The sequence below is a fragment of the Streptomyces sp. NPDC127190 genome, from assembly GCF_042672505.1.
Classification (GTDB): Bacteria; Actinomycetota; Actinomycetes; order Streptomycetales; family Streptomycetaceae; genus Streptomyces.
Genome location: NZ_JBHXVE010000004.1, coordinates 271,896 through 290,951, shown reverse-complemented (window position 1 = coordinate 290,951; position 19,056 = coordinate 271,896). Strand labels below are relative to the sequence as shown.

15 protein-coding genes and 1 tRNA gene are annotated in these 19,056 nt (G+C 72.3%); 7 read left to right on the top strand and 9 right to left on the bottom strand.

What is annotated here, in order from left to right; all coding sequences use genetic code 11:
• Nucleotide 1: 1 nt before the first annotated feature.
• A complete protein-coding gene (locus ACFVIU_RS09445) occupies nt 2-796 on the bottom strand; it encodes a carbon-nitrogen family hydrolase (RefSeq protein WP_385841639.1) in 795 nt (264 codons plus the stop codon).
• Between the two features lie 222 nt (nt 797-1,018).
• On the opposite strand from ACFVIU_RS09445, the gene ACFVIU_RS09440 reads away from it, so the two are divergent.
• On the top strand, nt 1,019-1,843 hold the full coding sequence (locus ACFVIU_RS09440; RefSeq protein ID WP_385841638.1) for a maleylpyruvate isomerase family mycothiol-dependent enzyme: 825 nt from the start codon (nt 1,019-1,021) through the stop codon (nt 1,841-1,843).
• A gap of 98 nt (nt 1,844-1,941) precedes the next feature.
• On the opposite strand, the gene ACFVIU_RS09435 is transcribed toward ACFVIU_RS09440, so the two are convergent.
• Nucleotides 1,942-3,249 carry a nitrate/nitrite transporter gene (locus ACFVIU_RS09435; RefSeq protein ID WP_385841636.1) on the bottom strand — a complete coding sequence of 436 codons (1,308 nt, stop codon included), beginning with the start codon at nt 3,247-3,249 and terminating at the stop codon, nt 1,942-1,944.
• The gene (locus tag ACFVIU_RS09430) at nt 3,246-3,929 is read right to left on the bottom strand and encodes a GntR family transcriptional regulator (RefSeq protein WP_385841635.1); all 684 of its coding nucleotides are present in this window, start codon (nt 3,927-3,929) and stop codon (nt 3,246-3,248) included. The genes ACFVIU_RS09435 and ACFVIU_RS09430 overlap by 4 nt, the downstream gene beginning before the upstream one ends.
• A 188-nt stretch (nt 3,930-4,117) precedes the next feature.
• Here ACFVIU_RS09430 and ACFVIU_RS09425 point away from each other — a divergent pair, with 188 nt between their 5' ends.
• The 3 genes from ACFVIU_RS09425 to ACFVIU_RS09415 all read left to right on the top strand — a co-directional run bounded on the left by ACFVIU_RS09425 (nt 4,118) and on the right by ACFVIU_RS09415 (nt 6,634).
• Complete coding sequence (locus ACFVIU_RS09425; protein WP_385841634.1) at nt 4,118-5,020, top strand: D-alanyl-D-alanine carboxypeptidase family protein; 903 nt, start codon at nt 4,118-4,120, stop codon at nt 5,018-5,020.
• A gap of 130 nt (nt 5,021-5,150) precedes the next feature.
• Nucleotides 5,151-5,498: a GntR family transcriptional regulator gene (locus ACFVIU_RS09420; RefSeq protein WP_385841633.1), complete on the top strand. Its 348-nt coding sequence runs from the start codon at nt 5,151-5,153 to the stop codon at nt 5,496-5,498.
• Nucleotides 5,499-5,710: 212 nt separating this feature from the next.
• Nucleotides 5,711-6,634, top strand: a complete 924-nt coding sequence (locus ACFVIU_RS09415) for a DUF1648 domain-containing protein (RefSeq protein WP_385841810.1) — start codon at nt 5,711-5,713, stop codon at nt 6,632-6,634.
• A 76-nt stretch (nt 6,635-6,710) separates the two neighbouring features.
• On the opposite strand, the gene ACFVIU_RS09410 is transcribed toward ACFVIU_RS09415, so the two are convergent.
• The gene (locus ACFVIU_RS09410; protein ID WP_385841632.1) at nt 6,711-7,517 is read right to left on the bottom strand and encodes a hypothetical protein; all 807 of its coding nucleotides are present in this window, start codon (nt 7,515-7,517) and stop codon (nt 6,711-6,713) included.
• Nucleotides 7,518-7,694: 177 nt separating this feature from the next.
• Nucleotides 7,695-9,353 (bottom strand): murein biosynthesis integral membrane protein MurJ, encoded by a 1,659-nt coding sequence (gene murJ, locus ACFVIU_RS09405; RefSeq protein ID WP_385841631.1) that lies wholly within the window; start codon nt 9,351-9,353, stop codon nt 7,695-7,697.
• Between the two features lie 115 nt (nt 9,354-9,468).
• Here murJ and ACFVIU_RS09400 point away from each other — a divergent pair.
• Both ACFVIU_RS09400 and ACFVIU_RS09395 read left to right on the top strand, forming a co-directional pair.
• Nucleotides 9,469-9,540: transfer RNA gene (locus ACFVIU_RS09400), tRNA-Lys, on the top strand.
• Between the two features lie 2 nt (nt 9,541-9,542).
• Nucleotides 9,543-11,948, top strand: a complete 2,406-nt coding sequence (locus ACFVIU_RS09395) for a hypothetical protein (RefSeq protein ID WP_385841629.1) — start codon at nt 9,543-9,545, stop codon at nt 11,946-11,948.
• Between the two features lie 76 nt (nt 11,949-12,024).
• On the opposite strand, the gene ACFVIU_RS09390 is transcribed toward ACFVIU_RS09395, so the two are convergent.
• Genes ACFVIU_RS09390 through pdhA form a run of 3 tightly spaced genes read right to left on the bottom strand, consistent with a single transcriptional unit; the run spans nt 12,025 to nt 15,645 of the window.
• On the bottom strand, nt 12,025-13,416 hold the full coding sequence (locus ACFVIU_RS09390) for a dihydrolipoamide acetyltransferase family protein (protein ID WP_385841627.1): 1,392 nt from the start codon (nt 13,414-13,416) through the stop codon (nt 12,025-12,027).
• 11 nt (nt 13,417-13,427) lie between these two features.
• Entirely contained in the window at nt 13,428-14,405 is a 978-nt protein-coding gene (locus tag ACFVIU_RS09385) for an alpha-ketoacid dehydrogenase subunit beta (protein WP_385841626.1), read from the bottom strand.
• A 1-nt stretch (nt 14,406) separates the two neighbouring features.
• The gene (gene pdhA / locus ACFVIU_RS09380) at nt 14,407-15,645 is read right to left on the bottom strand and encodes a pyruvate dehydrogenase (acetyl-transferring) E1 component subunit alpha (protein WP_385841625.1); all 1,239 of its coding nucleotides are present in this window, start codon (nt 15,643-15,645) and stop codon (nt 14,407-14,409) included.
• A gap of 574 nt (nt 15,646-16,219) precedes the next feature.
• Between pdhA and ACFVIU_RS09375 the strand changes: the two genes are divergently transcribed.
• The gene (locus ACFVIU_RS09375; protein WP_385841624.1) at nt 16,220-17,239 is read left to right on the top strand and encodes a phosphotransferase; all 1,020 of its coding nucleotides are present in this window, start codon (nt 16,220-16,222) and stop codon (nt 17,237-17,239) included.
• Between the two features lie 72 nt (nt 17,240-17,311).
• Here the strand turns inward: ACFVIU_RS09375 and ACFVIU_RS09370 are convergent, their stop codons facing one another.
• The gene (locus ACFVIU_RS09370) at nt 17,312-18,940 is read right to left on the bottom strand and encodes a protein kinase (RefSeq protein WP_385841623.1); all 1,629 of its coding nucleotides are present in this window, start codon (nt 18,938-18,940) and stop codon (nt 17,312-17,314) included.
• Between the last annotated feature and the right edge of the window lie 116 nt (nt 18,941-19,056).

Sequence of the window (19,056 nt, the reverse complement as noted above, 5' to 3'; positions counted from 1 at the left end):
GTCACCGCGCGGGCCGCTCCAGGCCCAGCACACGGTCCTTCAGCGCCGGGAACTGCTCGCGGGTGGCCGCGACCTTCGCGGTGTCGAGGTCGACGGTGAGCACCTCCTCGTCGTGCCCCGCCTCGGCGAGCACCTCACCCCACGGATCCACCACGATCGAGTGACCCGCCTGCGGAACTCCCGCATGCGTCCCGGCCGTTCCACAGGCGAGAACGAACGCCTGGTTCTCCACCGCCCGCGCCTGAGCCAGCAGCGTCCAGTGCGCGCGCCGCCGCTCGGGCCAGCCCGCCGGGAGCACCAGCAGTTCGGCGCCGGCGTCGACGAGTCCGCGGAAGAGTTCGGGGAAACGGAGGTCGTAGCAGGTGGCCAGGCCGACCGTGGTCTCCGGCAGCCGTACCGTCACCAGGTCCCGCCCGGCGCCCATCAGCACCGCCTCGCCCTTGTCGAAGCCGAAGCGGTGGATCTTGCGGTAGGCGGCGGCCAGTTCCCCGGTGGGGGAGAAGACGAGGGAGGTGTTGTAGAGCGTTCCGCGCGCGTCCAGCTCCGGGACGGACCCGGCGTGCAGCCACACGCCCGCGTCGCTCGCCGCCTTGGCCATCGCCTCGTACGTCGGCCCTTCCAGCGGCTCGGCCTCCCGGCCGAACTCCTCGAAGGCGAAGGCGCCGGTGGTCCACAGCTCGGGCAGCACCACGAGGTCGGCACCGGCCTGCTGCCGCACCAGCGCGGCAACGCGCTGTCTGCGTGAGGCGACCGATTCGCCCTCGTCCACGGCGATCTGGATCAGAGAGGCGCGCACACTACCACCGTCCTGGCATTCGACCCGTCCACACGGGCCTACGATCGTCACACGAAAGCACTGCCGGGGTGCCTGCCAGCAGCGTAACTTGGGGGGCACTCCCTGTTCGAGCTCAGCCGAGAACCTGGGGGACTCTCAAGACGCCCGCCGAAGTGCAGCCGCCGCCCGCTGGCAACGCCTCCACAACCTGCCCGTGTACCGACCGCCGAGGGGTCCCGTTCCGTGAGTCTGCATCCCACCCTCCAGCCCTACGCCGACGCCTGGTCGCACTCGATCGAGGCGATATCCGAGATGGCGCAGTCACTGGTCGAGGGCGAGTGGAACCGGCGGACCCCCTGTCCCGGCTGGTCGGTCCGGGACATCGTGTCGCATGTCATCGGCCTGGACTGCGAGATGCTCGGCGACCCCCGCCCGATCCACGCGCTGCCCCGCGACCTCTTCCACGTCGCCACCGATCACCAGCGCTACATGGAGATGCAGGTCGACGTCCGCCGCCACCACACGGCGCCCGAGATGACGGCGGAGCTGGAGTACACGGTCATCCGCCGCAACCGCCAGCTGCGCAACGAGAACCGCGCCCCCGACGCCCTGGTGCGCGGCCCGCTGGGCACGGAGATCACCGTCGAACAGGCCTACCGCGCCCGCGCCTTCGACGTCTGGGTCCACGAACAGGACCTGCGCACCGCCCTCGGCCGCCCCGGCAACCTCGACTCGCCGGGCGCGCACATCGCCCGGGACGTCCTCCTCGAAGCGCTCCCGAAGGTCGTCGCCAAGGACGCGAACGCGCCGCGCAGCTCGGCGATCGTCTTCGACGTGCACGGCCCCATCGAGTTCCTGCGCACCGTCCGCGTCGACATCCAGGGCCGCGGCACCCTGGAGACGGCCCCCGCCCTGGGCCCGGTGGCCGCGCTCGCCCTCGACTGGGAGACCTATGTCCGCCTGGCCTGCGGCCGGGTGACCCCGGAGGCTGCCGCCGACCGCATCAAGACGGAGGGCGACCAGGACCTGGCCTCGGCGATCCTGCGCAACTTCGCGGTGACGCCGTAGGCGCGCATCGGCGCTAGCCGCGGGCCATCCCGCTGCTGAGGGCGGAACAGGATCTGGGGGCGACAGCCCCCAGCTCGTCCCCCACCGGCCCCGGGCGGCTACGCAGGCACATGCACCGTCTCCACCCGGCTGGCGACCAACCGCTCCCGCTCCCGGCGAGCCGCCCGCCCCCGCAACCGCAGGATCTGCGAGACCCCCAGCGCCTGGAGCACGAACACGGCGCTGAACGCCACGGTGTAGTCGTCCCCGGTCGCGTCCAGCAGTACCCCGACCGCGAACAACGTCGTCATCGAGGCGACGAAACCGCCCATGTTGGTGATCCCGGACGCGGTGCCCTGCCGCTCGGGCGGATTGGCCGGCCGGGCGAAGTCGAAGCCGAGCATCGAGGCCGGTCCGCACGCCCCGAGCACCACGCACAACACCACCAGCAGCCACATCGGCGCGTGCACCGCGGGATAGGCCAGCGTCGCCGCCCACAGCAGCGCGGTCACCCCCACGGTGCCCAGCGCCAGCGGCAACCGCGCCGCATGGTGCCGGGCGACGATCTGGCCGTAGACGAGCCCGATCACCATGTTGGAGAGCACGACCAGGGTGAGCAGCTCACCCGCGGTGGCCCGGCTGAGCCCCTGCGCCTGGACCAGGAACGGCAGCCCCCACAGCAGCAGGAACACCATCGCCGGGAACTGGGTGGTGAAGTGCACCCACAGTCCGAGCCGGGTCCCCGGTTCCCGCCATGCCGCGGCGATCTGCCGCCGCACATAGGCCGAGCCCTGGTGCGGCGACGGTTCGGGCGCGTACCCCTCGGGGTGGTCCTTGAGGAACAGCAGCGTCAGGACCAGGACGACGGCCCCGGCGAGCGCGCTGCCCGCGAACGCCGGCGTCCATCCGAGGCCGTGCAGCAGCCGGGCGAGGACGAGGGTGGAGACCAGGTTGCCCGCCATGCCGGCCAGCCCGGCGAACTGGGCGACCAGCGGCCCGCGGCGGGCCGGGAACCAGCGGGTGCCGAGCCGCAGCACGCTGATGAAGGTCATCGCGTCTCCGCAGCCCAGCAGCGCCCGGGAGGCGAGCGCGGTGCCGTACGTCGGCGAGAACGCGAAGCCCAGCTGCCCGGCCGTGAAGAGCACCGCCCCCAGGCTGAGCACCTTCTTGGTGCCCAGCCGGTCCACCAGCAGGCCGACGGGTATCTGCATGCCGGCGTAGACCAGCAGCTGGAGGATCGAGAACGTGGACAGCGCGGACGCGTTGACATGGAAGCGGTCCGCCGCGTCCAGCCCCGCCACGCCCAGCGACGTACGGAAGATGACGGCGACGAAGTAGACGGCGACGCCTATGGACCACACGGCGAGCGCACGACGGCCGCCCGGCGGATCACCCGGAAGGGTGGCGTTCCTGGCCGGAGTGCTCATCGGACCTCACCCCGCGCGAGGTGCGAGAACCAGCTCACATGCCGGTGCACGACTCCGACGGCCGCCTCCGCGTCCCCGGCGCGCAGCGCCTGGAGGATCTCCTCGTGCTCGGCGAGCGTCTTGGCGACCCGGTCGGGGTGCGAGTGCATGACGGCGACGCCCATCCGCAGCTGCCGGTCGCGCAGCTGGTCGTAGAGGCGGGACAGGATCTCGTTGCCCCCGCTGCGGACGATCTCGGCGTGGAAGCAGCGGTCGGTCACCGCGGCGGCGGCCAGATCACCGGCGGCGGCCTGCGCCTTCTGCTGCTCCAGCAGCTCGGCCAGCCGCTCAAGCAGGCGCTGCGGTGCGGGTACGGCCTTGCGGGCGGCGTGCTCCTCCACGAGCAGCCGGGTCTCCACCACGTCGGCGATCTCCTGCGCGGAGACGGGCAGGACCAGGGCGCCCTTCTTCGGGTAGAGCCGGATCAGCCCCTCCGCCTCCAGCCGGAGCAGCGCCTCCCGGACGGGCGTACGGGAGACCCCGACGGCCTCGGCCAGCTCCCCCTCGGTGAGGAGCGTCCCGCCCTCGTAGCGACGGTCGAGCACTCCGTGCTTGACATGGGCGTAGACGCGGTCGGCGGCGGGCGGCTGCTTGAGGGGCTGAGGGGTCTTGGGGGCGGTCTGCTGAACGGCCGTGTTCATGTCCACATCATAGATACAACACGTACGCAAGCGCTGCCGCCGTCCATCATGCGGACGTGGCCCAAACCGGCCCGCAGCGACCGCACAACCTTCTGTGCTACTTACGTGTCACACATATGCGGCCCCGCTCCTTTCACCTCAACTGGGCCGCATTCCAGGGGTTTTCCAGACAATCGGGGTACTTTACTTTGATTACCGGCATCAAGGGCACCCGCCTTCGCAGAGCAACCGCCGCCGCCGTGACGACCGGCGCCCTGCTCGCTACCGGTGCCCTCACCGCTGCACCCGCCCAGGCCGTCACGACTCCCTCGATCGTGGCCAAGGGCGGCTATGTGATGAACAACGCCACCGGCAGGACGCTGTACACCAAGGCTGCGGACACCAAGCGCTCCACCGGCTCCACGACCAAGATCATGACTGCCAAGGTCGTGCTCGCGCAGCCGAACCTCAACCTGAACGCCAAGGTGACGATCCAGAAGGCGTACAGCGACTACGTCGTCAAGAACCAGGCCTCCCAGGCCCACCTGATCGTCGGCGACCGGGTCACCGTCCGCCAGCTGCTCTACGGCCTGATGCTGCCGTCCGGCTGCGACGCCGCCTACGCCCTCGCCGACACGTTCGGCTCCGGCAAGACCCGGGCCGCGCGCGTCTCCAACTTCATCGGCAAGATGAACTCGGCCGCCAAGAGCCTGAAGCTGAAGAACACCCACTTCGACTCCTTCGACGGCATCGGCAACGGCAACAACTACTCCACCCCGCGCGACCTGACGACCATCGCCAGCAGCGCGATGAAGAACGCCACGTTCCGCACGATCGTCAAGACCAAGTCCTACACGGCCCACACGGTCACCAGGACGGGCAGCACCCGCACCATGACCCCGTGGACCAACACCAACACGCTGCTGTCCAGCTACAGCGGCACCATCGGTGTGAAGACCGGCTCCGGCCCCGAGGCCGGCGCCTGCCTGGTCTTCGCCGCCACCCGCCACGGCAAGACCGTCATCGGAACCGTCCTGGCCTCCTCCTCGTACGCGCAGCGCGCGAAGGACGCCACGAAGCTCCTCGACTACGGCTTCGCCCGGCTCCGCTGACCCCTCCTCACCTCTGAGGCCCTGACGGGCCCGCAGCCCCCGGCTGCGGGCCCGTTCTGCTGCCCGGCCCTCCCGGAGCCACCGGATTGCCAAGACGGATGGAATGAATGGTGCTAGCTTCATTAGCACCATGTTGCTGCGCCTGGACAAGACCGACACCCGCCCCCTGCACGAGCAGGTCGCGGCCGCGATCCGGCGGGCCGTCGCCGAGGGCGAGTGCCGCCCGGGTGACCGCCTGCCCTCGGCCCGCGACCTCTCGACGGCCCTGGACATCAACGTCAACACCGTCCTGCGCGGACTGCGCCAACTCCGGGACGAGGGCCTGCTGGAGTTCCGCCGCGGCCGGGGCATCACCGTCGCCGAGGACGCGTCCCGGCACTCCGGTCTCCAGATCAAGGTGCGGGAACTGGTCACGGAGGCCTCCCGGCTGGGCTACAGCCGGACCGATCTCATCGACATGATCCGGGGGTTGTCATGACGGACGAGCCAGTGCCCGACGACACCGCGACAGAGCACGACCGCGGACGCAAGCAGGGACAGGACGGGGGACAAGACGGGGAACAAGACTGGGGACAGGACGGGGGGCGGGAGCAAGGCCGGGACCGGACTCTCGTCCGGGAACAGGAACAGAGGCGGGGCAGAGGGTGGGGGCCGGGCAGTGGGGCCCGGCGTGGGACGTGCGCCGGCGGGATCGCCGCCGTGGCCGCGCTGATCGCCGGGCTGCCGTGGGCCGTGCGGGACCGGCTCCCCGACCGGCTGGCCACCCACTGGAGCGGCGGTGCCGCCCCCGACGGCTCGATGCCGCTGCGCACCGCCTCCCTCTTCCCGGCCGCGCTGTGGCTGCTCCTCGCCATCGCGATCAGCGTGCGGTGGCGCCGCTCCTGGCCCTCGCCCCGCCCCTGGGTGGCGATCGCGCTGGCCCCCACCGCGGTGTTCCTCACCGGCGCCGAGCTCTGCGTGGTCCGCGCGAACCTGGACCGCGCCGACTGGCACGAGGCACGCGAGCCCGTCCTGGGCAACGTGGCGATGCTGGTCCTGGCCGCCCTCGCGGGGGTGGCGGCCTGGCGGCTGACCGTCCGCCACGCCGCCGCCACGGCCCCGGCGACGGGTCCCCGGCTGGACCTCCCCGAGGACGAGCGGGTGGTGTGGTTCTCCCGCGCGGCCAACCCCTGGCTCCAGCTGATGGCGGCACTGGCCGGTCTGGTCGCCGTCGCCGCGCTGGTGGCACTCGCTCTCGGTCTGGCCTCTGCCTCCCTTCTGTGGCCCGTGTTCGTGGCCGGCACCGTCATCTCGCTCACCGGCGCCGCCTGCTCCTCCGTCCAGGCCAAGGTGTCGGACGCCGGCCTGGAGGTGACGTTCGGCCCGCTCGGCTGGCCCGCCCGCCACTGGTCCGCGGCCGCCATCGAGTCCGCCCGTGCCGAGCAGCGCCGGCCGGCCCAGGTCGGCGGCTGGGGATACCGCTTCAGCGGCCTCGGCACGACCGTCATGCTCCGCGCCGGTGACTGTCTGGTGATACGGCCCCGGGGCCGCCGTACCGACTTCGCGGTGAGCGTGGACGACGCGGAGCGGGGCGCGGCCCTGCTGAACACCCTGCGGACACGGCAGTCGGCCTGAACGGCCGGGGACGAGGGCCGGGGGCCCGCCGGCCGGGGTCGAAGGCCGGGTCGCCGGCCAGGGTCGGGCTCCTCTCTCAGCGCAGCTGGTCGTATGTCTTGAAGGTGTAGGACGCGTCGTACGACAGCAGGTTGCCGCTGTCCGCCGGGAGCCCCAGCCTGCGGTTGAGGGGCCCGGCCAGTGGGCCGCAGTGCTCGGCCGCCGGGGCGGTGAAGGTGTCGTCGTAGGCGGAGAACTCGATCACCGGCGGGTCCTGGGATATCCACTTCGACGGGCCCGAGCGCTTCAGCCGGAAGTCGACCGGCGCGCTCGCCCCGACCGTGCAGCCCTGCGGCAGCATCGGGCTCAGCAGCCGGAACCGCAGGCTGAACGTCCCGGTGTAGGCGTCGAACCGACCGCCGTACTCCGGCTGTATCGCCAGCCCCAGCACCGGCGAGCGGTCACCGGCCGGGGTCCCGGTCAACCCGCCCGGCACAGCGGTCGGGGGGGTGTGCATGGTGCCCCACACCTGCCCGTTGCCGCCGTCGGGCATGGGGCCCTCGGCATGCGTCATGGTGATCGGCGCGAGGTCCACCGCGACCTTGCCCAGGGTCAACCGCGGCGCGGCCGTGTGCACTTCGCATCTCCAGCGGGCCGGGTCGACGCCCGCGGGCAGGGGCGGGCAGTCACGGAAGTCGGCGGCCGAGGCGGCGGAGCCGACGGAAGCAGTGGAGCCGACGGAAGCGGTGGAAGGAGTGGAAGGAGTGGAGGTGGCCGGGGTCGCCTGGGCAGCTCCCGCCGTGCACACCGCCGCCGTACCGGCGAGGGCCACCGCGCCTGCGGCACCGGCGAGACGACGCACGAACGAGGACCAACGGACCGGAGCAACACGCGATTTCGACATGACACCAGCGTGCCGCCCGCGGCCCGCCCAGCACTATCCGTGACAGCCCTGGCCCGACCCCGAGCCGCCCCTGACCCAGCGTCAGGGTCAGGTCGTGATCCAGCGGCCGACAGCGACCCGACAGCGATCCCGCACCGATCCGGCTCCGATCCGGCACCGATCCCGCACCGCTCCGACTCAGGACCGGAACCCGGGCAGCCGGCGCAGTTCGGTGATCTTCAGTACCCGGGCCAGCAGCAGGAAGACCGCGCCCAGCGCGAGGGTGCCCGCGGCCGTGGCCAGCGCGGTGCCCGCCGTACCGCCGCCCAGGACCCCCGTACCCGCCCGGGCCGCCGCCCATCCCGCGACCGCTCCCGCGCCGCCCGCGCACAGCAGCTTGGCGTACGTCGTGCGCAGCGTGCCGTCGTCCAGCCGGCCACCGACGCGGCGGGCCAGCAGCCGGGCGGTGAGGGTGAGTCCGGCGAGGTAGGAGACGGTGTACGCGCCCGCCATCCCCGTCACCGCCCACTGCGCGGGCAGCAGCAGATGGCAGGCGGTGGCGAGGGCGATGTTCACGGCGCCGATCCACACGGCCATGAAGAAGGGCGTACGGGTGTCCTCGAAGGCGTAGAAGCCGCGCAGCAGCAGGTACTGGGCCGAGAACGGGATCAGCCCCGGCCCGAACGCCTGGAGCATGTGCCCGAGCGGCCGGGCGGAGGCCGGGTCGGCGGTGCCGTGCGCGAAGAGGAGCGTCGCGATCTGCGGCCCGAGGGCGACGAACAGGAAGGCGGCGGGCACGATGACCACCCCGCTGATGCGCAGCGCCCGCGACAGATCGGCCCGCAGATCGCCGACCCGAGCCTCCGCCGCGGCTTTGCTCATCCGCGGCAGCAGGGCGGTGACCAGGGAGACGGTCACGATCGACTGCGGGAGCAGCCAGATCGTCTGCGCATAGCTGTAGGCGGTGTAGCCCACACCCGCATTCGGCAGCGCGCGGTCGGCGGCGTTGGCGTAGTTGGTGACGACCGTCAGCGCGACCTGGTTGGCGAGCACGAACAGCAGCGTCCACTTGGCCGCGTGGATCCCGGAGCCGAGCCCGGTGCCGCGCCAGTCGAACCGGGGCCGGAACCGGAATCCGGCGGCACGCGCGAAGGGCAGCAGCGCCAGCGCCTGTAGGGCGATACCGGCGGTGGTGCCGACGCCGAGCCACCGCACCTGGGCATCGGTGACGTCCGCGACGGTGTGCGGCACGGTCATCATGCCGAGGTAGACGCCGAACATGGCGATGAGCACCACGTTGTTCAGCACCGGTGTCCACATCATCGCGCCGAACTTCTCGCGTGCGTTGAGCACTTGGCCGTAGATGGAGAACAGGCCGTAGAAGAAGATCTGCGGCAGCAGGAACCGGGCGAAGACGACGGTCAGCTGATATGCCTGGTGGCTGTCGGGTGTGTCGCGGATGTACAGGTCCACGATCTCCGGCGCCGCCCACACGGCCAGGGCCGTACCGACGGCCAGCACGGTCACGACGAGGGTGACGAGCCGCTGCTCGTACGCCCGCCCGCCGTCGGGGTGGGTGTTCCGGGCCCGTACGAGCTGCGGCACGAGCACCGCGTTCAGGGCACCGCCGACGATCAGGGTGTAGAGGCTGGTGGGCACGGTGTTCGCCGTGTTGTACGTGGTGGCGAGGAGACCGGTGCCGAGCGCGGCGGCCTGGAGCACACTGCGGATCAGACCGGTCCCGCGGGACACCACGGTCCCCATGGCCATCAGCGCGGACGACCGGGCGAGCCCGCCCCCGTCCGCCGCGGTCCGCCGCCTCGCATGCCGAGCCGATTCCTTGGTCCCCGTCAACATGCCGTCAATCTACGGCAGTTCCGTGTCCCCTCCGGGCGCGGTGATCGACGTCTCCCGGCCTGCGCGGCGAAAACCCGTTTGTACGGCAGCGGCCCGCCGTCTAGCTTCGGGGCATCGGCATGTAGCTCAGCAGCAGAGCACCGGGCTCTTCACCCGGAGGGCGCGGGGGCGGAACCCGCCATGCCGGCTATGAAGGACGACGCTGAGCAGCAGCACCTCGCGCAGGCGAACCCCGGATACGCGGCCGGTCAGCTGGCCGCCGCGTTCCGTACGGCCGCCACCCACCCGGACCCCGAGACCCGCCGCCGTGGCGAGGAACGCGGCCGCAGGTGGCGTGCGGTCCTGGACGGGATGGCGAGCGGCCGGCTGACGATCGGCTCCCGCACCCCCGTCGCCGGACTGCCCGCCTGGGTCACGCCCGAGGTGGTGCGTGGCGGCTTCGCCACCGGCCGGCCGAGCGCGGGCGGCCCGCTGCTCGACCACGAGATCGCCGCCGCGCGCCGGGCCGGCGTCCGGGAGGAGCGGCAGGCGCTGTTCGCCTCCTTCCTGACCGAGGAGGGACTCGCGCGGCTCTACGGCCTTCTCGACAGCGGTCGTTACGAGGTGACCGTGCCGGAGGAGGCCGCCCTGCTCACCGTGGCCTGGCTGGTCCGGGCCGGGGAGACGGACGCGGCACTGGACCTGGTCGAGGAGCTGGCCCCCTTCGCGGACCGGCTGCGGTTCTGTCCGCGGCCGGCCGACCGGCCCGCGCCCCGGCCCGACGCCGTGCACCGCTCCACCGTCGCCGACGCCCGTGCGGCGCTCGCCCGCCGGCAGCCCAGCACGGCCGTCGAGACCCAGCGCGAGGCCCTGGCCGTCTGGCAGCCCTTCGGCGACGAACTGCTGCGGCACTGGCTGGAGGTGACGGACGAGCAGGGGTACGTCCGCCTCCCGCGCCCCACCGACGGCGACTGGCACGCCCGCTCGGCCGGGCTGCTGCGGCGCTACCGCGAACTGGGCCGGCGCCACACCCACTGCACCAAGCACCGCAAGCCCAAGGAGAACCTGGGCATCCTGTGCGGGGCGCTGGCGGAGGTCGTCACCGGGAAGGATCTGGCACCGCGGCGGCTCGGGCTGGTGCGGCACGCCGTCGCGTCCATGGTCCGGCGGCGCGGCCTGCCCGGTTCCGCGGAGCACACCGCGCTGCGCCGGGCGCAGGCCGCCCAGGCCGCACTGCCCTCGCACCATGCGCTGGCCCGTGTGGTGCTGGGGCGGCTGTCCGGCCTGCCCGGGGACGACGGGGTGAGCGATGTCGCGGCGGCCGTCGCACCGGTGAGCGCCGAGGAGGCCGCCGCCACGGCCGTGCCGGACGCGACCGGGGCAGGCGGCAGCGCAGGTGTGCCCGGTGGCGCAGGTGTGCCCGGCGGCGCCCGTGTGCCGGTGGGCGCGGTGATTCCACCGGCCGTGCGCCGGCCGGTCGAGGCGGCGCTCAGCGCACCCGTCGGGACGCTCGTGGACCGCGGTGTCGTGCCCTCGGCGGAGGTCCTCGCCGAGCTGGTCCCCCAGCTGGTCGCCGCCACCACCGCCGCGGCCCACCGTGAACCGGCCCTGCGCTCGCTGGCCGCCGCGAACTACCGGGCGTTCCGCAACCGCCGCTCCCTGCTGCTGTTCAACCTGGAGCGGCAGGTACGGGTGGAGGAGCTGCCCTGGGTCCGGGCCGTCGCCGCCCACCGGACGGACGCCGGGGCGGACGAGGTGGCGGCCGCCGCGCTGCGCGAGCTGGGCGGGCTCGCGGTGCGGGCCTTCCCCGGCACGATCCTGCCCAACCCGCTGATCCGCGAGCTGTCCGTGCTGGCCCGCCAGGCCGAGCTGGGGGCGCCCTTCACCGAGGAACTCGCGGCGGACATCTTCATGGGCACCTTCAGCCCGAAGTTCCTGACGGCCGCGCGGGTCGCGGCCGAACTCCTCCACGGCTCCCTCTACGAGCGGTACTACGCCATCGACTACCGGGCGCTGCGCAACCTCGCGATCGTGGAGGCGGGGAACACGGCACTGCGGTCCCCTGGGCCATACCCGTCCGGCGGGGCGCATACGTCGCCCGGCTTCGCCGCGCTGTGCCGGGAGCGGGCGGAACGGTTCGCTCCGGGCGCGGGGACGTCCACCTCCTGGGTCGCCCGGAACGGGACGGTCATCGAGCAGGCGCAGATCCTCACCACCCACAACCTGGCCACGCTCGTGCACCGGGCGGGCATCGACCCCGGCATCGGCTGGGACGAGCTGGCGCTGCGCTGCTTCGGCACCGTATGCCGGCTCACCGGACAGGTGCAGCACCACCCGCGCCCACTCGGCACCATCAAGGACGTCGCCTACGCCTGGCGGCAGATGGTGTTCTTCCTGTCGCTGTGCACAGCGGACGCCCAGCGGCACGCTGTCGGCCGCCTGGCCGAGGAGACCGCCCGTCAGCCCTGGCATGTCGCGGGACGTCTCGGTCCGGCCCTCACCGGCCTGAGCCAGGCCCTGGCCGGCACCCCGGCCGACGCGGGCACGGGCCGCCGCCTGCTGGGCTGGAGCACCGGTGGCCACTGGTTCCGTGCGCAGCCCGCGTCCCGGAGCTGAGCGCGGGGTGTGAGCGAGGGGGCGGTCGCGAGCCCGTGTCGCGCTCGCCCCCTCCGGGTGGTGCGGTGTTACCGCCTCACGCCCAGGTGATCAGCCGCTTCGGCTGCTCCAGGATCGCCGCCACGTCGGCGAGGACCTTGGAGCCCAGTTCACCGTCGACCAGGCGGTGGTCGAAGGAGAGGGCCAGGGTGGTGACCTGGCGCGGCTTGACCTTGCCCTTGTGGACCCACGGCTGGAGCTTGATCGCGCCGACCGCGAGGATCGCCGACTCGCCTGGGTTCAGGATCGGCGTGCCGGTGTCGACGCCGAAGACGCCGACGTTGGTGATGGTCACCGTGCCGCCCTGCATGGCCGCCGGGGAGGTCTTGCCCTCGCGGGCCGTCGTCACCAGCTCGCCCAGCGCGGCGGCCAGCTGCGGCAGGGTCTTGTCGTGCGCGTCCTTGATGTTCGGCACGATCAGGCCGCGCGGGGTGGCCGCGGCGATGCCCAGGTTGACGTAGTGCTTCTGCACGATCTCCTGGTTCGCCTCGTCCCAGGACGCGTTGACGTCGGGGTTGCGCTTGATGGCGACCAGCAGGGCCTTGGCGATGACGAGGAGGGGGCTGACGCGCAGGCCCTGGAACTCCTTGTCCTGCTTCAGCTCCTCGACCAGGTTCATCGTGCGGGTCACGTCCACCGTCACGAACTCCGTGACGTGCGGGGCGGTGAAGGCCGAGCCGATCATGGCCTGCGCCGTCGCCTTGCGGACGCCCTTGACCGGGATGCGGGTCTCGCGTGCCGTGTCGTACGACGTGACCGCCGGCGCGGGAGCGGCGGGGGCGGGGGTGACCGGGGCCGCCGGGGCGGCCGGCTCCGCGGTCCTCGGAGTGGCCGCCGCGTGGACGTCCTCGCGCGTGATGACGCCGTCCGGGCCGGACGGGACCACGGTGGCCAGGTCGACACCGAGGTCCTTGGCCAGCTTGCGCACCGGCGGCTTGGCCAGCGGGCGGTCCTGCGGCACGGCACTGTGGCCGTTCAGCTCCTTCTGGAGCGCCTGCGCGGCTGCCGGGACGGTGACCTCGGGGCCCTTGCGGGGGCGGCGCTTGGTGGCGGAGGCGGCCACGCCGTAGCCGACCAGGACCGGCTTGCGGCCCTCGGGCTTGGGCTCTTCCGCCGGTGCCGCGGGCTCTGCGGCGGGCTGGGCGGCCGGTGCCTGCGCCGGTGCGGCGCCCGCGACCTCCACGGCGATGATCGAGGTGCCCACGTCCACCGTGGTGCCCTCGGGGAAGTGGAGTGCGCGGACCACGCCGTCGTAGGGGATGGGGAGTTCGACGGCCGCCTTGGCGGTCTCGACCTCGCACACCACCTGGCCGTCGGTGACCGTGTCGCCGGGCTGGACGTACCACTTGAGGATCTCGGCCTCGGTGAGGCCCTCGCCCACGTCCGGCATCTTGAACTCGCGTACGGACGCTTCCGTCATCGTCGTCACGACCCTCTCCCTCAGTACGCCAGCGAGCGGTCGACGGCGTCGAGCACGCGGTCCAGGTCCGGCAGGTAGTCCTCCTCCAGACGCGCCGGCGGGTACGGGGCGTGGTAGCCGCCGACCCGGAGCACCGGGGCCTCCAGGTGGTAGAAGCAGCGCTCGGTGATCCGCGCGGCGATCTCCGCGCCGGAGCCGAAGAAGACCGGCGCCTCGTGGACGACGACCAGACGGCGGGTCTTCTGCACCGAGGTCTGGAGGGTGTCGAAGTCGAGCGGCGAGACCGAGCGGAGGTCCACGACCTCCAGGTTCTTGCCCTCCTCGGCGGCCGCGGCGGCGGCCTCCTGGCAGAGCTTCACCATCGGTCCGTAGGCCGCCAGGGTCAGGTCGGTGCCCTCGCGGACGACCTGCGCCTTGTGCAGCGGGGCCGGGATGGCCTCGGTGTCGACCTCGCCCTTGTCCCAGTAGCGGCGCTTGGGCTCGAAGTAGATCACCGGGTCGTCGCTCTGGATGGCCTGCTGCATCATCCAGTAGGCGTCCGAGGCGTTGGACGGAGAGACGATCTTCAGGCCGGCGACGTGCGCGAACAGGGCCTCGGGGGACTCCGAGTGGTGCTCGACCGCGCCGATGCCGCCGCCGTAGGGGATGCGGACCACGACCGGCATCTTGACCTTGCCCAGCGAGCGCGCGTGCATCTTGGCGAGCTGGGTGACGATCTGGTCGTACGCCGGGAAGACGAAGCCGTCGAACTGGATCTCCACCACCGGGCGGTAGCCCCGCAGGGCCAGGCCGATCGCGGTGCCGACGATGCCGGACTCGGCGAGCGGGGTGTCGATGACCCGGCTCTCGCCGAAGTCCTTCTGGAGGCCGTCGGTCACCCGGAAGACACCGCCGAGCTTGCCGACGTCCTCGCCCATGACGAGGACCTTGGGGTCCGTCTCCAGGGCGCGGCGCAGCGACTCGTTGATGGCCTTGGCCATCGCCATCTTCTCGGCCATCTCAGTGACCCCCTTCTGCGTCCGCGAACGACGCCTGGTAGGCGGCGAACTGGGCTCGCTCCTCGTCGACGAGCGCGTGCCCGTCCGCGTACACGTTCTCGAAGATGGCGAAGTGGTCCGGGTCGGGCATGGCGCGGACCGCTTCGCGCACTCGCCTGCCCAACGCTTCGGACTCGGCCTCGAGTTCCGCGAAGAATCCCTCGTCCGCGTGGTTTGCGGCCTCCAGGTAGCGGCGAAGGCGCAGGATCGGGTCCTTGGCCTCCCAGGACAGACGCTCCTCGTCGCCGCGGTAGCGGCTGGGGTCGTCGGAGGTGGTGTGGGCGCCCATGCGGTAGGTGTACGCCTCGACCAGGGTGGGGCCCTCGCCGCTGCGGGCGCGCTCCAGCGCCCACTTGGTGACCGCGAGGCAGGCCAGGACGTCGTTGCCGTCGACGCGGACGCCGGGGAAGCCGTAGCCCTGGGCGCGCTGGTAGAGCGGGACGCGGGTCTGCTTCTCGGTGGGCTCGGAGATCGCCCACTGGTTGTTCTGGCAGAAGAACACGACGGGCGCGTTGTAGACCGCGGAGAAGGTGAACGATTCGGCCACGTCGCCCTGGCTGGAGGCGCCGTCGCCGAAGTAGGCGATGACGGCCGAGTCCGCGCCGTCCTTGGCGACGCCCATGGCGTAGCCGGTGGCGTGCAGCGTCTGCGAGCCGATGACGATCGTGTACAGGTGGAAGTTGTTCCCGTTCGGGTCCCAGCCGCCGTTGTTCACGCCGCGGAACATGCCGAGCAGGTTGGTCGGGTCGACCCCGCGGCACCAGGCGACGCCGTGCTCGCGGTAGGTCGGGAAGACGTAGTCGTCGTCGCGCAGCGCGCGGCCGGAGCCGATCTGGGCGGCCTCCTGGCCGAGCAGGGACGCCCACAGGCCCAGTTCGCCCTGGCGCTGAAGGGCCGTGGCCTCGGCGTCGAAGCGGCGGGTGAGCACCATGTCGCGGTACAGGCCGCGCAGGTCTTCGGGGGTGATACCGGCGACGTAGGAGTCGTACTCGGCGTTCTTGACCCGCTTGCCCTCGGGGGTCAGGAGCTGTACCAGCTCCGGCCCGGTGCTCCGGGCGGTGGTGCGGTTGGTACGGGTGGTGCGCTTGGTGCCGGTGGCCCCGGACGTCTTCCCGGCGGTACCGGTCTTGTCGCCGGTGGTGCCGGCCTTGCCTGCGGCGGTGCGTCGCGGCTTGCGCGCGGCACTGCTCTCCACGGTCACGTGTGCTCCTCCGTCGTTCCGGCCCCCGGGGTTGCCGGTAGGCCAGTGCGGCTCACCTGTTCGACCACGGGGCACGGGGTGGGTGCCACTCGGCCGGGAACAGGCGTGACAGGTGCCCCGGCGAGCGCCCTGCAACCATTACGTTACCCAGTGCTTCACAATTCTGTGAAACCCCACCTGACCTGCGATTTTGCTTGGATTTCCAAGTAAATCGGGGTGGTGTGCAAGCGTGCTGGTCACAGCCTTGTCGCGGCCGGAACATGCGCACGTTATCCCGCTCACCCAGCTCACGGGAAGAGTTTGCGTGCGAGACCGGTTCGCCGTGCCAAGACCGAAAAATCATGGCAATCCTCCCCAGCGGGGTGTCCCGCCGAGAAGACGATCAAGAATTCCTGCGCGGCCCGATGTAGTCCGAATGCAGGCGGAAAAGAGCGGAAGCAACGGAAACATTTGATAAAGCCCGCCGCATGACCGAAAGCGATCGCCAGCGACTGTCTGTGATAACCCGCAGCTCACAGGCCTCTTTTCGTGCCCTAGCATCTGCCGCGTGCCGCGCTCTTGTGTACCACCCGCCGTGCCCCACGCGCCCCCTCTCGGCCCCTTGCTGCACCTCTACGCCGCTGGTACGGCCCTCACCTGTGAACCGGTCGAACAGGGCCTGCTGAACCGCGGCTACCGGCTCTGCACCACCCGCGGCCGCTACTTCCTCAAGCACCACTTCGACCCGGACACCGCCGATCCGGCCGCCATCGAACGCCGGCACCGCGCCACCCAGCGCCTCGCCGACCTCGGCGTCCCGGTCGCCCTGCCGCTCACCCACCGCGAGGGCCGCACCGTCGCCGTCATCGGCGGCCACGCCTACGCCCTGCACCCGTGGATCGACGGCAGACACCGCCACGGCGGCCAGCTCACCCGTGGGGAGAGCGCACGCCTCGGCGCACTCCTGGGCGCCGTGCACGCCTGCCTGGAGCGCGTGATGCCGCCGAAGGGGCGCACCCGCCCGGCCACCAGCCCCCACCCGGTGGAGAGCGCCGACCCGGCCGAAACCCTCACCGTCATCGACGGCCTGCTCGCGCACGTCGACCGCCACCGCCCCGCGGACGCCTTCGACGAACTGGCCCGGCACCGGCTCCAGGAGCGCCGCGCCCTGCTGGAGCAGCACGCCGACCGGCGCCCGCCGCGCGGCGCCTCGGTGGGCTGGGTGCACGGCGACTTCCACCCGTTCAACCTGCTCTACACCGACGACGACGCACCCGCGGCGATCGTCGACTGGGACCGGCTCGGCGTGCAGCCACGCGCGGAGGAGGCCGTACGCGCCGCCGCGATCTTCTTCGTACGGCCGGCGGGCACGCTGGACCTGCCGAAAGTGCGCGCCTACGCGCGCGCGTACCGGCGCGCGGCCGGTGCGGCGCCCTCGGAGCTGGCGGCGGCCGTGCACCGGGTGTGGTGGGAGCGGCTGAACGACTTCTGGATGCTGCGCTGGCACTACGAACGCGGCGACACGCGCGCGGACTGCCAGTTCCCGGCCGCGTCGGCGCTCGTGGTGTGGTGGACACGCGCGTACGACGCGGTGTGCGACGCGTTCACCGGCTGACGGCGACCGCCCTCAGGACGACGTCCCGCGGGGCGACGGGGTGCCCGGCGGGACGGTCGCCGTGGGTGACCTTCAAGGACCGGTGTCGCCCGTGGTGCCGTCCGTGGCCCCGGTGTCCGTACCGCCGCCGACCGTGGTGCCGGTGTCCGTGCCGCCGTCCACGGTGCCCGTGCCGGTGCCGCCGTCCACGGTGCCGGTGCCGGTGCCGCCGTCCGTCGGGCTGGTGGGCGGCGACTGCGAGGTCGCCGGGTCCGTGGGCGCGGTGGACGGGTCGGTGGTGTCCGGCTGCGACGGGGTGTCCGACGGCGTGGGCGTCGGCGACGTCCAGTGGGAGCCGGAGCCGGTGTCCGAGCCACTGCCCGTGCCGGTGTCAGAGGTCTGGCCGGTGCCGTTGTCGGACGGGGTCGGCGAGTCGGTCTTGTGGTCCGTGGACTTGGAGTGGGTCGTCGTCGGCTTGGTGTCCGTGCCGGGGCTGTGGGTGGTGCCCGTGTTCTTGAGCGCCAGCGCCACACCCGCCGCGATGGCGATCACCGCGAGGACGGCGAGCACCCAGAGCTTGCCGCGGCCGCTGCCCCTGTTGCCGTGTCCCTCGAAGCCGCCGTCGTCACCGCCGCCGTAGCCCTGCGGCAGGATCGACTGCGGGATCTGCGCGGTGCCGGCGCCGTCCATGGGGTGCGGCATCGCGGTCGTCCCCGCGAAGCCGCCCGCCGGCGTGTGCCGGCCGTCGTGCGCCTCCACCGGGCCGGTGTTCCAGGTGCCGGTGTAGCCGCCCTGGTCGTACAGCATCTGCACGCCGTACTGGACCAGGCCGCGCATCTCCTCGGCCGTCTGGAACCGGTCGTCCGGCTCCTTGGCGAGCGAGCGCATGACCAGGCCGTCCAGCTCCGGCGGGCAGCCCTCGGAGACCTGCGACGGCGGCACCGGCATGTCCTGGACGTGCTGGTAGACCACCGACAGCGGGGTCTCGCCGGTGAACGGGGGCCGCAGCGCGAGGAGTTCGTACAGCAGACAGCCGGTCGCGTACAGGTCGGAGCGGTGGTCGACGGCCTTGCCGAGCGCCTGCTCCGGCGAGAGGTACTGCGGCGTGCCCATGACCATGCCGGTCTGGGTCATCGTCGTGGACGCGCCGTGCAGGGCGCGGGCGATGCCGAAGTCCATCACCTTGACCGCGCCGCTGTGCGTGATGATGACGTTGGCCGGCTTGATGTCACGGTGCACGATGCCGTGCTGGTGCGAGTAGGCGAGCGCCTCCAGCACCCCGGAGACGATGATCAGCGCCTGCTCGGGACCCGGCGCGTCGGCGGTCATCAGCAGGTCACGGATGGTGCGGCCCTCGACCAGCTCCATCACGATGTACGGCACGGACTGGCCGCCGACGACGTCCTCGCCGGAGTCGTACACGGCGACGATCGCGTGGTGGTTGAGGCCCGCGACCGACTGCGCCTCACGGGTGAAGCGGGCCTTGGAGACCGGGTCCTCGGCGAGATCCGCGCGGAGCAGCTTCACCGCGACGGTACGGCCCAGACGGACGTCCTCGGCGGCGAACACCTCGGCCATGCCGCCCCGGCCCAGCCGGTGCGTGAGCCGGTACCGGCCGTCGCCGACGAGCCCGCCGTTGCCCCACATCTCCGGCGCGTCCGACATGCCGCCGCCAGTCGCCTCGGGGTCGGACGGGCCCTGGGCGCGCTGCGTCTGTGCCATCAGTCCTCGCCGTCGTTTCTGCCCGCGGTGCGCGCGGTGTTGTCACGGTCTCCGTCGGCCACGCTACAGCCTCCGTCGGGCCCGCCGGTCCGGAACCGGAACCGGGACCGGCCCGG